A 14810-nucleotide genomic window follows, 5' to 3' on the forward strand; every position below is an offset into this window, starting at 1 on the left:
TAAAGTGAAGTTGTTAGTAAGTGTGTTTAACTCAGTGCTGTTTTCAAAGCTAACGTAAACAGCGAATGGCAAGTTGATTTTTTCTGCTTGCTCTAAACGTAGGAAGGAGGAAGTATGAATGCTGTAGCCGAAGAAGGAAAGAAGGATGCAAGTGAAGCATCAAACGAGTCATCAATGAGCAAGACCGAACAGGCAAATCAGGTGGTGCGTAATTATGCCATTGGTTCTATCGTGCCCAGTTTGGTTCCTATCCCGGCTGTGGATCTGGTAGCCGTAACCGGGATCCAGCTGAAGATGGTGCACAGTTTGGCGAAAATCTACGATGTTCCGTTTAAAGATGAGCTGGTACGTTCAAGCATTTCATCTTTAATCGGCAGTACCGTTGCTTTATCTGCATCCCGTGTCGCTTCTAGTGCGGTTAAGGTCATACCCGGTGTCGGTTCGATTCTTGGCACATTAACCATGCCGACAATCAATGGTGCGACGACGTTTGCCTTGGGTAAAGTCTTTATCCAACACTTTGAGTCCGGGGGCACCTTTTTGACTTTTGATCCCGAGAAAGTGCGTGATTATTTTGCCCACCAGCTCGATGAAGGTAAAAAAATGGTCGCCGAAGCAACCGCGTCCGGTGAAGTTGATGAGGCGGCTGAAAAGGCTAAGGAGGATAGTGGAAGCGGTCGTAAAAAAAGCGACAGCAGCTCTAAAAACAAGTAACGATCAGGTAAAAATACCAGTTGGCTAGTTCAGGGCTGGTATTTTTTTGCATGATTTTCTTAAACGATTTTAGTTTTACGGTATAAATTTTTCGTGCTGTAAATTTATACCGTAACTTATGGACCCGGTTGACAGGTATCGAATGTTATCAAAGTATCTTCCAGCAAAGCGCCTGCTTGAGTTTATTGATCAGGAAGCTGTGTATCCGCGAAAAAGGCTTATTTCTTTTTCAGCCATATCCGGTATTACCAATGGATTATTGTTAGGTGTGATTAACCATGGGGCCGGTATGGTTGGTGAATTTTCTTCTGCCGGTTATCTGCAGTTTTATTATCTGATGTTGTTTGCTGTCTTGCTTTGTCTCTTGATATATACCAAAAGATATACCCTGGAGAAGGCTGCGATATTGGTTGAAGAGGTGCTGTACAAGGTCAGGATACGGATTGCCGATAAGATCCGCCATACCGAACTCAGTTTTGTTGAAGATACCGGGCATAGCGAAATCTATAATAGTTTGGCGCAGGATACCGTACAAATCTCGCAAAGTGCGACCGTTGTTTTTGCTTCTCTTCAGGCCGCGATTATGCTGGTCTTTACTATGGTGTATGTTGCCTGGCTGACCCTGACCGGCTTTTTTCTGACCGTGACCGCCATTGCGCTAGGGGCCTGGGTTTTTATGCTTAAAAGGGAGCGTATCCTCAATGATTTGCAGTCGGCAACCGAGCAAGAAATACATTTTTTCGATGCCCTCAACGATACCTTGTCCGGATTTAAAGAAATTAAGCTCAACAGGCTCAAAAGCCATGATCTTTTTGAGCATCAGGATAAAATCGCCACCGATGTTAAGGCGCTAAAGAGCCGGGCCGGTATTAACTCTGTCTTTGTGATGATGTTTTCCGAGGTATTCTTTTATATCCTGATCGCCACCATTTTATTTATCTGGCCTTTTTTCAACGGCACCGATCCCGGGATCATTATTAAATTAACCGCTTCGACCCTGTTTATTATGGGACCGCTGAATTTATTGTTTGGCTCTTTCCCTTTGTTTATTAAAGCCGATGTCGCGGTTAATAATTTGCGCGAGCTGGAACAAAAGGTTGATGCCGCCTCGCAAGGGTTTCAGCTCGGTGAACCGCCCGAGCACAATCCGCTTACCTTTAAGCACATACGTTTTCAAGATGTCCGTTTTCAGTATATGGATAAGGAAGGTGCAGCCCAGTTTAAGGTGGGACCGGTTAATCTCGAGTTAAGTTTTGGCGAAACTGTGTTTATTGTTGGCGGCAACGGCAGCGGCAAATCAACGCTGCTGAAACTGCTGACGGGACTCTATTATCCCGGCAGCGGCGAAATTACCATCAACGGCGAGCTGTTGGATCAGGACCTGTATGCCGATTACCGGGAATTATTTGCCATTGTCTTTACCGACTTTCATTTGTTTGACCGCCTATACGGTATCCAGGATATTGACAGCGAAAAAGTGAATACTTTGATCAAAGAAATGGGCCTGGCCGGCAAAACCCGCTTTAAAAACGGCGCCTTTACCAATACCTCCCTTTCCACCGGGCAACGTAAGCGCTTGGCTTATATCAACACGATTTTGGAAGATAAACAAATCTATATCTTTGATGAGCTGGCAGCGGATCAAGATCCCGGCTTTCGTAAACATTTTTATGAGGTCTTGCTGCCGGATCTTAAGGCGCAGGGTAAAACCATTATTGCCGTTACCCATGATGATAAATATTTCGCAACAGCCGACAGGGTGCTGAAAATGGATGAAGGCCAGCTGTCTGAAAATGGCGTCAAGGGGAATTAAGATGAGCCTATCGATAGCAGTCACGGAGACGGATGCCGGTGATTAAGCACAAGTCCGGGTTAACACGGATAACCCATTACCGCTATTTTGGCCGAACGGTTGCGCTACTGGTGATATTAGTATTGACCGGGGCTTACCTTGCTTATGAGTACCGTTACCGGCTGGAAGTGATGATGGAAGACTTTTTTGAGCCAAAGAAAGAGCTGCCGGCACAGGCGCCCGATAACCGGCCAAAGCTGATTGCCACTTTTCGCGATCAGCCGCCGAACATGTTTTATTACTCAAAGGGCCGCTTTTCCGGTCCGCTGCGCTTAGTGCTGGAACAAGCGGCCAACGAAATAGGCTATCGGGTAGACTGGCGTCAGCAAGCTTTGTCGGCAAGCCTTGCCGGCCTGGCTGACAACAGTATAGATATAGTGCCTCATGTCCGCTCCCGAACCCGGGAGAGAGAGAAGGCATATCGCTACAGCGCCAACATCAGGGAAGAGCAACGCTCTGTTTACTTTGCCCTGTGGGAGCATAACCCCAAAGTGATTAAGGGCTTGAGCGATCTCGAAGGCATGGCGGTGGGTTATCCACAGGGGAATTATTTTAATACTGACTTTCAAAGGGCGAGTCATTTTAACAAAGCGGCGTATTCGACGGTTGAGTCTATGGTACTGGCTTTTCACCGCCAGGAGATAAATGTCATGCTTGTCAGCAGCAAGCGCGAGGTTGAACAGCGTCTGCAAGCCATTGGTGCAAGGAGCGTCAAATATGCAGACTTTACCCTTGACGATAACCCGGGACTCTACTTTTTATATTCGAAAAATCCGGCACAACAGGCTGTTTATGATCGTTTGGATCAAGCACTGATTAATATGAAAAAGCAGGGAGCAATTGAGGATATTTTCCACAGTTTTGCTCTTGCTGCGCCAGAACAGGGATCGCAAGAGCCTGCTGGTCATGATAAATATGAATGGAGACTTAAATGAGTAAGATAAAATTTTGGCTCAAAGACCACATACCTTACTTTATTGTATTGTTTTTGCTGATCCTTTTGTTTTTTGCCGCCTTTTGGCCGCGTATTCTGGTGTTTGTCAAGCCGGGGGAAGCCGGGGTTATTTATCGCCTGTTAACCAAAGGTACCGTAACCGATTATATTTTTCCCGAAGGGCTGCATGTGATCCTGCCGATAGATACTATGTACATATACGATACCCGTATGCAGGTCATATTGCACGATTTCGAAGTATTGACCAAAGCGGGCTTGCCTATCATGCTTACTTTGGCCGTGCGCTACCAACCCATTTACGAATTGTTGGGGGTGCTGCATCAAAAAGTGGGTCCCGACTATCCGGATAAAATTATCTTGCCGCAGATCGAATCTGTGCTGAGGCAGAATATCGGCGGTTTAACACCGGAAGATGTTTATACCAACCGCGAAGGTGTGTTAAGCGATATTATTACCCTGGCCCTGGAAGAAGTAGGGCGTAAATATATTCATGTAGATGACATTATCATCCGCTCGGTGGAGTTGCCCGAGAGCGTGCGCGCGTCCATTGAAGAGAAACTGGTGAATGAGCAGCAATTTTTAGCCTATAACTTTAAGTTGCAGCGGGAAGAACAAGAGGCCGAACGTAAGCGCATAGAGGCCGGAGGGATACGCGACTACCAGAAAATCATTACCCCGACCTTAAATGAAAAATTGCTGAAATGGCAAGGTATTCAAGCGACATTGGAGCTGTCGGAGTCACCTAACAGTAAAGTGGTGGTTATAGGCGCCGGCGAAGATGGCCTGCCGATTATTCTGGGTGGCCAATGATATATTTACAAGTGATGTGTGATCGGGCTATTGGCACTTTGCACCCGCTGTTGGCGGGCTTGCTGCTGCTTGGCTTAACGGCATGCGGGCAGCCGGAAGTGGGCACCACGGCGATCGAAAGAACGGCGACGCTCAGGCAAAATTATGCCGCCGGCAAGGATATAGATATCGCCCTGGTTTGGCACAAAGATAAAAAACAATTTCGCGACGGGGCAATCCTGGCGGCAGAAGAAATCAATGCCGAAGGAGGCATTGACGGACACCAGCTGAGGCTGCACTTTACCGAAGCTTCTTCCTTTTTAAAGAGCCATCATGTAGATCGCGCCATGCTCGAAGGGCGCTATCGTAATGCCAAGCAGGTTGCCGGTGCCGACATCGCCCACCGGGTGGTTGCCCGAAACAATGTTTCGGCGGTGATCAGTGCCGATATTCCGGTGGAATCAACCCTGTCATCTATGGTGGTTTATAAAAAACACGGCGTTTTATTTCTCAATGCCGGCAGTAGTTACTCAAGTATCGACTGGGTTGCCAACGATTTATATTTTCAGTTGCTGCCGCCCAATACAATCCTTGCAGACAACATTGCCGCTGAAATCAAACAGCAAAAATGGCAAACGGTTTTTATTGTCTATCTTGATACCTATCACGAGACCGAAGTGATTGAGTTACTCAGAACCGAATTGGTTAACGACGGCATAACACTGTCGGGCTCTTATGCCATGCAGCTTGGTGAGGGAAATTTAAACCGGGGTTACCAGGGACGCTTGCGGGCATCGCTTGCAGAATTACGCTACAGTGACACCGATGCCATTATTTTACTGATGCCGCCAAAACTGGCTGCTCATGTGATACATTTTACCCGTGAAATCGGTGTGCTGCAGCCGTTTCTCGGGAGCAGGGAGTTTAATTCGCCGAAGGAATTTATTGATATTGTCGGCGAGCACGGTATAGGTACCCGGACAACAAGCCTTTACCGCGCGGGTGATTATCAGGTTAAACGTTTTGAAGAAAAGTTTAATCAACGCTTTACTGGTAGTAAGGCCAACGTATCGGCCATGTTGGGATATGACAGTGTTCGTCTCTATGCCCAGGGGGTTGCAAGTGCCAAAACCGTTGTCCCGATCCAAGTCAGTGAGGCGCTGAACTACCGCTTGCCGGTATGGTTTGGTTTACTCGGCAGTTATAGTTTTAATGAAGGTGAAAGCGTCAATATCAATTATTCCATACTACAGCTGGTCAGCCGTAAAGACGGGACGCTGGGATTTGTTGCTGAAAATGATGCTAACTAATACGGACATACTTTTTAATTTGGAGGGCATATGTTTACTGCTTTTTCGCTGTCGCTGTTTCTCAGCTTGGTTATAGGTTATTTAGGGCGCAGACGCCGTATCGGATTTTGGGGACTGACATTTGGCTCTTTATTGCTCACGCCAATTGTCGGCCTGATATTACTTTTAATTACCGATGATGTGCCCCAGCCAGAGCAATACCATCACAAGTAGGCCTTATGCTTGATATCTGGCATATCACACTTGATCAGGACCCTGGTTCCTTGCCGCAAGTGCTGGATAAATACGAGCGGGCACGTGCGGCAGCATGCCAGCTTGACCACCACAGACGGCAGTTTATGGTGTCGCATATTGCCACGCGGCTGATACTGGCATCCTATTGCGCAACAGATGCCGCTGAACTGGTTTTTGAGCATAATGCTTATGGCAAACCTTTCCTGGCCGATCATAAGCCGTTGCTGTTTAGTCTCTCACATACAGATGAAATGGCCTTATGCGCCGTCAGTAACGGCGAAGCACTTGGTGTCGATATCGAAAAAATACGCCCGATAGCCGGCACAGAGATGGCGGAGCGTTTTTTTTCACCGACAGAGCATCAGCTATTTTCCCGTTTACCGCCGGGGCAGCAGCAAGCTGCATTTTTTAGCTGCTGGACCCGTAAAGAAGCCTATATCAAAGCCAAAGGATTTGGCCTGGCGTTGCCGCTTGAGCGGTTTTCGGTGACAGTCAGTCCGGATCTGCCCGCAGCACTGCTGAACAGTGACTTTTCAGCAGAGGATGCCGCCCGGTTTCGGCTTATGGATATAGAGGTTGCCTGCGGCTATAAAGCCGCTCTGGCTTATGCCGGCCCGCCGCCGGAAAAAGTGAAACAGTATCACTGGCGGCCGGGTGGGGGGAATAGTTTTAACACCGCCTAAAATCGTAGGGCTACTGAGGGTAATTGGCTCAGCCTGTTTAGGAACATGGTATTTTTCTTCGATGACCAGCTTTAAGCGGATAAAATCTTTCAGACGGGCTGGCTGCTGCAGGTTAATTTTGAGGGGATGGACATAAAACCCCTGATAGTATCTCTAATGGCACCCCAAATACTTCGCCGACGAATGGCGTGGAATATACAACTAAACGGTTTTTCGACAATGCTATTGGTATCTACCATCAAAACGGTTTTTATTACAACAATAATTGGCTTGTTGGCCAAGTCAATTCAAATAAAAGGCATATTCGGCTGTTTAATGTCAGTAACAGTGATTTTAAAAATTCTGATGTAATAAACATTGGTGCTTTTGACACAGATAAAGGTGTTATTTTCGAAAGCAATACATCAAAGAATATACTGACAGGATTCAATACTTCCGGCTTATCTCCTGCCATAACAGATTCAGGTAAGAAAACACCATAGTGCTAAATTAGAAACTAAGGTTGCAATAATAGAAAGAGGTTAGATTGCGCTATCATTGACATTCTCCCTGTCCTTCAAGGCGGAGAGAATGTCGATAGGATGCTTAGCCAATAGCTGCTGAGCTCAACTGTGATTTGGTCACCAACTGCCTGAAGCCAGTCAGCTATTGTTCGAGCTTGTTCTTTTTAACAGCTTGTTTAACAAAGGCTTTAAGTTAATTATTATTTATACTCTGCCTATCCTCAACTCTTATAAAGAGGTAGGAAATTACACAAAATTTAGCATTGTTTCTATTCATTCTGTATCGCTGTTTTTCTCTGGAGCGTTAATTGTCGTTGCTGAAATTGTTTAGGCGTTTCCTTAAAGTGGCTTTTAAAGCATGTAGAAAAATAAGAAGGTGATGAAAACCCAACCTGTTCACTTACTAAAGTGCTGGTTAGGCCATCTTGTAAAAGTTCACTCGCTTTATGTAATCGAAATAACCGTAAATACTCGGAAAAGTTATTATCCATTAGGGCATTTAGTTTACGCTGCAGTTGCCTGTCACTCATATTTAACTGATAGGCAGCGCTTGCCAGTCCAAATTCTGTTTCAGGATATCGTTTTATGACCAAGCGTTCAAAGGCATGAATAAAGTTTTGATCTTTACTGTTTAATACCTTGCTGATCTGCACAATAGCGCCGGGATCATCTTGTAATTCTTTAGCGATTTGTTGACGTAATCTGTTGCGGGCATTGAGTAAATTATTGACGCGTAATGTTAGCTCCTCATCACTAAAAGGTTTGGTTAAATAATCATCGCTATGTAGGCGTAACCCTGTTAGTTTACTTTCTAAATCGGCTTTTGCGGTTAACAGTAGAATAGGAATGTGCGCCAAGAGATCGTTTTGCTTAATCTTTTGACAGAGTTGATAACCATCAATAACTGGCATCATAACGTCACTAACGATAACATCCGGCACATGCTCAATTGCCTTTGCTAACCCCGCTTGACCATCAGAAGCTAAAATGCAGTGATATTCACGGTTAAAAATGCTGACCAGGTAGGCTGCCATATCGACATTATCCTCAACAATCAACATTATAGGGTGTTTAAGATTAGTTTCAGCATCAGAGACCTGTGGCTGATTATTCTCGACAGGAAAAGCAACCAAGTTCTGTTGTTTGGCTATTGGCCGCTCTCCGGCAGAGACAATATCTCCTTGAGTACCGATGAATATAGGTAAAGAGACATGAAATTGGCAGCCATTATGCTCTTGGCTATCAAGCATAATACTGCCCTGGTGTAATGCTACCAGCTCTTTTACTATGGCCAAACCAATACCTGCACCGGCTATTTGCTCATTGTTTTTATAACTTCCCCGTTGAAAGCGCTCAAAAATAATAGCTTGGTGCTTATCAGCAATACCCAAGCCATTATCTATTACCGAGATGATGACCTTGCCCTTTTGCACTGCGGTGGTGACTTCAATACTCCCGCCTTCAGGGGTATATTTGATCGCATTTGAGAGTATGTTTCCAATGATTTTATCCAGCGAATCCGGATACAGTAACAGTTTTACATCATCAATTTCTCTTGTACTTAGCTGTTGATTTTTTGCTGCAGCCAGTGGTTTATATGACGCTATGATTAAAGGTAAATGTTCCGTTAAAGAAAAAAGCGCTTTTTCTTTTTTATCGGGGGATTCCAACCAAGCCAGTTCCAGTAACTGCTCTACCATCATTAACAGACGCTGACTGTTTTGTTTGATCAGTGATAATAATGATTTATTTTGTGATGATTGCTCCCGTGACAATAATTGCTCCACAGGACTGAGAATAAGTGTTAGTGGTGTACGAAGTTCATGGGAAACATTGGTAAACATATTCTTTTTTTGTTCAAGCAACCGGGCGATAGTCTGTGTTTGTTGCTCTAACGCTAACGTGCGTGTCTTTATGCCTTGCTCCAGCGTTTTCGCTTGTTGTTTTAATACCCGTGTTCTTAAGCTTACCAGCAGATAGAGCAGAGCAAGCATTAAAATTACATAGCTGGTATAGGCATAGGTGGTTTTCCACCAGGGAGGCAATATTGTCAATCTAATGCTGGTTTCAGGAGTCACTTGCGCGTTAGTTGTAGCTTTTACTTTAAAGATATAATCCCCGGGAGGAATTGCTGAATAAGTTGCTATTCGATCAGTAGCATCGGTAGAAATCCACTGCTTATCAAAACCGGCTAATAAATATTGATATTGAATATTGTCCGGGGCGTTAAAATCTAATGCCGAAAAGGAAAAAGAAAATAAATAATCTTCATGTGTCAGGGTCACCTTATCTAGCAAGGACAAAGGTTTATTCAAAGGAGTCGGCAACTGAGCATTCGACAGCGGTACAATTTTATTAAAAAGCTTAAATTCTGTTAACTGCACCTTCCTGGCAAGGCCTGGGTTGTCTGTTAGATTTGGCGTAAAATAAAAAAATCCGTCATTGCTGCCTAAAATAAGTTTATCGCTGGCCTTTAATAGCGTTCGTTGGGTAAATTTCGCCACGGATAAACCTTTACCTTCCCCGTATTCTTCATAACTTCTGGTATTAACATCATAATGAAAAAGCTTATTGTTTGTGGTTAGCCATAAGCCAGTATTTTCATCTGAGTGTATGCCGTAGATTATGCCCAGTTCGGGTGTATATGGGATAATTTTACGCTCTTTTAGCGATAGCTCCGCCAGGCCAGCGTCGGTGCCAAGCCATATTTTTTGATTGGCTGCAATATAGAGTTCATTAATATTATTGAGGGTTTTTTCTTCAACATTATTGATATAACTGTGCTCTAAGGTTTTGGTATTGAACTTGATCACCCCAGACAGATTTGTTGCCAATAATAAAGTATCGTTATCTAATTTTTCGATGTCTTTGATGACTCTGTTTTTGAAAAAATGGTGAGTAATGCCTTTCCCTTCTTCAAACAATGCCAATCCACCGGGTTTATCAGTTAGAGCGAAGCCAAGCCATAAACGCTGATCGGACTGTGCATATAAGGAATAAACGTAATTATTGGGAAGTGAGGGGCTTGTTTCGTTATTATTAACGTGGACTAAAATCTCCCCTTTTGGAGAAATTTTATAGATACCATGATCTTTGGTGGAGACCCATAAATTCCCCGAAGGTGCTTCGCTAATATCTGAAATTATCGAGGGCAAGGCCGTAACTATCTGATAATTGAAATTATCTTTATTGAAATTTAATAGCTTGTTATAAAATGCCGCCCATAATCCACTGTTACTGCTATAAAGCATGCTGGTGATATCAGACAGCATGTTATCTTCGAATATCATATGAGAAATGCTTGCAGCATCCGGATGGAGCTTTATCACCCCCTTGTCTGTAGCAAACCAAATGTTCCCCTGACCGTCTTCAAAGATATCATTGATTATATTGGGGGTTTTACTCTTGGCTAAACCTAAACTTCTAAAATTATAACGCTGGAAACTGTTTGTTTGCGGGTGGTATAAATTGACGCCTGAGCCATAAGTACCAATCCAGAGCCTGTGCGAGCTATCGGTATAGAGTTTGCTAATTTCATTGCTTGATAAAGATTGCTTATTGCCCTGCACATGGTAATAACGTTTAAATGAATCAGCTTGTTTATTTAATACATTCAAGCCATTGTCGGTAGCCACCCAAATATTTCCTTGACTATCTTGAGTGATTGCACGGACAAGGTTATGACTTAAACTGCCAGCGTTTTTTTCATTATGTTGATATTGTTTCAGTTCACCCGATGTCGGTGAAAAACGATAAAGTCCGCCGCCTAAGGTCCCTATCCACAAATTCTCTTCATTGTCGGTAAATAAACTCCAAACATTATTGTTAATGTTAAGGGGGGAAGGGGAGTCGGGAGAAAATCGACTATTTTTATGGTTGCTGGTATTGAATCGATTAAGCCAGTTACGGGAGCCAATCCAGAGATGTTGACTGCCAAACTTTTCAATGTCCCACAAGGTATCAGAAGCTAATTCATCATTATCGTCCCCACTTTTAAAGGTGACAAAGCGTTCTTCTTCTGGAATAAACTGATTTAAACCACCGCCGTAAGTAGAAAGCCATAAATGCCCCTTGTCATCATCGACAATATCCCAAACCAAGTTACTCGATAAACTGTTTTCCTTATTACTGGCCAAGTAGGATTTAACCCGGTAACTATCAAATTTCAGCAAGCCCTGGTTGGTACCAAACCAAAGAAAACCTTTCTTATCCTGAAATATTTTATTGACTTCAACTTGGGGAATTGCCGTTAGCAGCTCGAATCTGGGTTCATCCAAAAAGGGAGGGGAAAATTCAGCAGCAAAAGAATAAGTGTAAAAAAATAGTGAGAGGCAACAGAGTATAAACTTAAAAAAATCCATTTTTATGTGATAGTAATCAATAAAATAATGCAAGTATATCATAATAAAATCAATAAGATGGTGTAGAAGTTAAAGTTTCTGTCATGAAATTGATAACATAAAACGAGCAAGTATTGAGACTATTGTTGGGCACTAAGCACAGTGAAACAATTAGCCCACAGTGTATTGGCGCGTAATCTCTTAGCAATCATATTGCACTACTATTATTGGAAATAAGGACAACAATGATGTTGAACAAAAAAAGTATTTTAGGTGCCTTCTCGGCCCTAATGATGGTATCAGGTGTCGCAAATGCAGGCTCGGGATGGTCAAAGAGCCTTTATGATATCGATTATCAAGGAACCATCACCTACACCAATGCAGGCCGCACATTTGAATATTCGCATTTAAGCGATGATTACCAGCCGGTAATAAATAAAGCCGCTAAAATTCAGGCGATGGAAAGTGCTTTAAGTGATAGCCTAGAAGCGATGATACGGGCGGAAGTGAGCGGTGAACTTTCCTTGAGGAATTATTCATTTTCATTGAACGGGCCGGTTCAACTGATTTTAACCGGTCGTGCTGATGGTACCATTAATGCCCGGTTTGGCGGTTTTTCAGTCCACTCTTCAGGCAAATTGAGGAAGAACAGTTTAATCTATGCCCATTACTCCTTGGATACCAATGCTATGTGGGTTAACGGTGATTACAATATGTTTACCGGCAAAATCTCTAACGTTACGGTTGATAATAGCTTAAATGTTGATTTTGATGTTGATATTGACAGCATCTTCGACTTTATTCCTTTCTTTAATGCATTAGTAACCCAAGAATTGGAAGATGACTTTGTTAGTGAAGCCCAGTCAGCAATTTATTCGGAATTAAATGCTGCATCAAATTATGAAACCATTGTTTTTGGCTTGAATGAACTCCTGCCTGATGATGTCTACGTGCACAATGATGAGGTTACACAAGAGGTATTGGACCTGGCTGAACAGATTAAAGGGCATTTTACCGAGTTAGTCAGTGGTGAAAGTATTTCAATCACCTTATCTGAAAGTGAATACGTCTATCGAGGCACGGATAGCTATTACCGTACCTATATGATTGATAAAGTCACTTTTGATGTTTCCAATCATTTATTCCTGGAGTTTCTTGAAGTGCCACGTTTTCGTACTCAATGGACTTGTTTTGAGCAACCTTGCGATATCATCCCTTAGCCGATAATGGCAACCATGATGATTTGCCTATAAGTTGTTAACTATAAAACAGGGCATATTTCCTAGCCGAGTCATTTAACGATTCGGCTTTTTAGGTTACATGTTTTAAAAATTGCTCTTCTTTAATCTTTAAAAAGAGACAAGCAACTTAGGAAACGACTAGATAACAAAAATGCAGGTGTTATAAAAAATGAAAAGTTAACATAAATATCATTTTTGACAATAGGTTAGTTATCTCAGCCCCAATATTTCCGATAAATATTATTATCGGAAATATTGGGGCTGAAGCGCTTTTATCTAAAACACCCTATCTATCGCATTTTTTGCGGTTTTGTAGAGCCTATTTATCATCAGCTCTAATACCCAGCGGATAAACTTCACTGTAAGCGCTTCTATTTTTTGCTCGGCTTTGCCGACAAAAACTAAAATATGCCCGAGAATCCCTTTAAGTTGCACGCCTGCTGCTATTGAAGCTTGAGCTATGCCATCAAGGCAGCGAGCTAATACATCATAAAACGTTAACCCCACAGACAAGGATGCTTGTACTAAAACAGCGCTATATTGCCCGGTTACCTTAAGTAAGGTGATCAATGCATTAGTGATACGGCGTTGCCAGCGTTGACTAAAATTTGCCTGATGACGATTTTCATAATGCAGCACCACAGGTTCAACATGCATGGTTTGAAATCTGCCAGCCATACTCTCAAAATCTTGATGCCCCGCTATCGTATTAATATAACCGGGTGCATCATTTTCCATCAGGTGAGCCGAGGCGCTTAACCTTGCACTGTCATTCGAAGCTAACTGATATTCCCCTGCCGTATGGGCAAAAGGCCAGGTTGGCACATATGGCACAGGATCTGTGCCATGCACCATACGATGATGTTCAATATTGAGTGCTGCGCCAGGGGAAAAGTGACTGAGTACAACTCTTGGTGCGCCAAAAGTATAGAGTTTCGCGGGAATACTGCGCTCACTCGCCCATATAGCAGTAAGCTGTGCCAGAGCGCCCCCTAAACTATGACCAATACAATGTATGCATCCAGGGCGGTGCTCCGTTACATATCGTTCAAACGCCGGTCGCAGGCTACGAAATGCTTTTTGAAAGCCCGCATGCACCCCGATGTTTTTAGGACCATTGGTGATCCCGATATGAAAGTTTGTTAACCAGTCTGAGGCCGAGGTCAATTTTGTGCCGCGAATGGCAATAATATGATGCTTTTTAAATTGCGGCGTGATGCCTTTGGCGGTTAAAGCAAAGCCCGATTGACGGTTTAATAACTGGTTAATCAAACCACCGCTTATCCCGTTTATTCTGGTATTGGTTAATTCAAAATTTCTTATAAAATCAGTATGTAATTCACGATTGAAACTTCTGGATTCTCTAATGTCATAAACTCTTGCTGCAACACTGGCTGCTATTGCGGGGGAAAGCGTTCCATTCATGGTTAGTACCCTTCCATATCAGTTTTTCGTTCGGTTAAATTATTTAAATCCCCGTCATTGACATAATATTTTTTATCCCCGTCATGCAATAAAAATGGCTGATAATCTTCTTGCCATCGACAAATGCTGGAAGCCATATTTTTACGGTTTGGGTTATAGTGAGCAAACTCGAACGTGACTAACTTATTGGTTAAGTCACAATATAAGGATGACAGTTTCTTACTGTACTCAGGTACTTCTTTGAAAGTCGTTTGATCAGCCCCCCAAAGGGTATAAGTTTGCTTGCCTCGCTCAATATAGATATCTTGAGATACTCGCTGCTCAGCCAATTCATTAGCAGCAATACGAGACATTATGGTTTTCTCGGGAAAGTAAAATTGCCCCTTATCATCGGTTTTTGCATGATCAATACGCTCAACCTCATCTACATAAATTAATAAACGAGACACCTGAATATTGGCAACGGGCTGGCCGTTTTCTGTCACTACCCCTATAACTTCTGGACTAAGATAGGCTTCTTTTTTCTTAAACCAACCAAACATATCGGCTCCCATACTAAATACAGATAAGGCAAACAGGCAAGGCACGAGCAGAAAATACAGGGGACGAAAACGGAAATACGAAGAACTACGCTCCATATAGTCAGACATTAGCTTTTCCTTGCTAGTTATTTTTTAAATGTTACGTTGTAAAGTTAATCAAAGCAATTTTTAGTTCAATAAATAAACAGCCATACAAGAAATAACACCTGCCAGGCACCGATG

General features: G+C 43.1%; 12 protein-coding genes. 9 read left to right on the forward strand and 3 right to left on the reverse strand.

From position 1 onward, the window contains the following. Positions 1-114: 114 nt before the first annotated feature. From QL234_RS25785 to QL234_RS25820, 8 genes are all read left to right on the forward strand, one after another. A complete protein-coding gene (locus QL234_RS25785) occupies positions 115-714 on the forward strand; it encodes a DUF697 domain-containing protein (RefSeq protein ID WP_281560636.1) in 600 nt (199 codons plus the stop codon). Between the two features lie 142 nt (positions 715-856). Next, entirely contained in the window at positions 857-2527 is a 1671-nt protein-coding gene (locus QL234_RS25790) for a cyclic peptide export ABC transporter (protein WP_281560637.1), read from the forward strand. Positions 2528-2559: 32 nt separating this feature from the next. Then, complete coding sequence (locus tag QL234_RS25795; protein ID WP_281560638.1) at positions 2560-3501, forward strand: transporter substrate-binding domain-containing protein; 942 nt, start codon at positions 2560-2562, stop codon at positions 3499-3501. Continuing rightward, on the forward strand, positions 3498-4331 hold the full coding sequence (locus QL234_RS25800) for a prohibitin family protein (protein WP_281560639.1): 834 nt from the start codon (positions 3498-3500) through the stop codon (positions 4329-4331). Before QL234_RS25795 ends, QL234_RS25800 begins: the two co-directional genes overlap by 4 nt. Next, positions 4328-5620, forward strand: a complete 1293-nt coding sequence (locus QL234_RS25805; protein WP_281560640.1) for an ABC transporter substrate-binding protein — start codon at positions 4328-4330, stop codon at positions 5618-5620. Before QL234_RS25800 ends, QL234_RS25805 begins: the two co-directional genes overlap by 4 nt. A gap of 30 nt (positions 5621-5650) precedes the next feature. Continuing rightward, complete coding sequence (locus QL234_RS25810) at positions 5651-5833, forward strand: hypothetical protein (protein WP_281560641.1); 183 nt, start codon at positions 5651-5653, stop codon at positions 5831-5833. Positions 5834-5838: 5 nt separating this feature from the next. Further along, positions 5839-6537, forward strand: a complete 699-nt coding sequence (locus QL234_RS25815) for a 4'-phosphopantetheinyl transferase superfamily protein (RefSeq protein WP_281560642.1) — start codon at positions 5839-5841, stop codon at positions 6535-6537. Positions 6538-6725: 188 nt separating this feature from the next. Continuing rightward, entirely contained in the window at positions 6726-7019 is a 294-nt protein-coding gene (locus QL234_RS25820; protein WP_281560643.1) for a hypothetical protein, read from the forward strand. Between the two features lie 290 nt (positions 7020-7309). On the opposite strand, the gene QL234_RS25825 is transcribed toward QL234_RS25820, so the two are convergent. Beyond that, entirely contained in the window at positions 7310-11443 is a 4134-nt protein-coding gene (locus QL234_RS25825) for a hybrid sensor histidine kinase/response regulator transcription factor (RefSeq protein WP_281560644.1), read from the reverse strand. A gap of 182 nt (positions 11444-11625) precedes the next feature. Here QL234_RS25825 and QL234_RS25830 point away from each other — a divergent pair, with 182 nt between their 5' ends. Continuing rightward, on the forward strand, positions 11626-12600 hold the full coding sequence (locus QL234_RS25830; RefSeq protein WP_281560645.1) for a hypothetical protein: 975 nt from the start codon (positions 11626-11628) through the stop codon (positions 12598-12600). Positions 12601-12897: 297 nt separating this feature from the next. Here the strand turns inward: QL234_RS25830 and QL234_RS25835 are convergent, their stop codons facing one another. After that, positions 12898-14046 (reverse strand): lipase family protein, encoded by a 1149-nt coding sequence (locus QL234_RS25835; RefSeq protein ID WP_281560646.1) that lies wholly within the window; start codon positions 14044-14046, stop codon positions 12898-12900. Positions 14047-14048: 2 nt separating this feature from the next. Continuing rightward, entirely contained in the window at positions 14049-14696 is a 648-nt protein-coding gene (locus QL234_RS25840) for a DUF6795 domain-containing protein (protein WP_281560647.1), read from the reverse strand. Positions 14697-14810: the final 114 nt, after the last annotated feature.

This window comes from Thalassomonas sp. RHCl1, assembly GCF_947387555.1.
In the GTDB taxonomy this organism is placed as follows: Bacteria; Pseudomonadota; Gammaproteobacteria; order Enterobacterales; family Alteromonadaceae; genus Thalassomonas.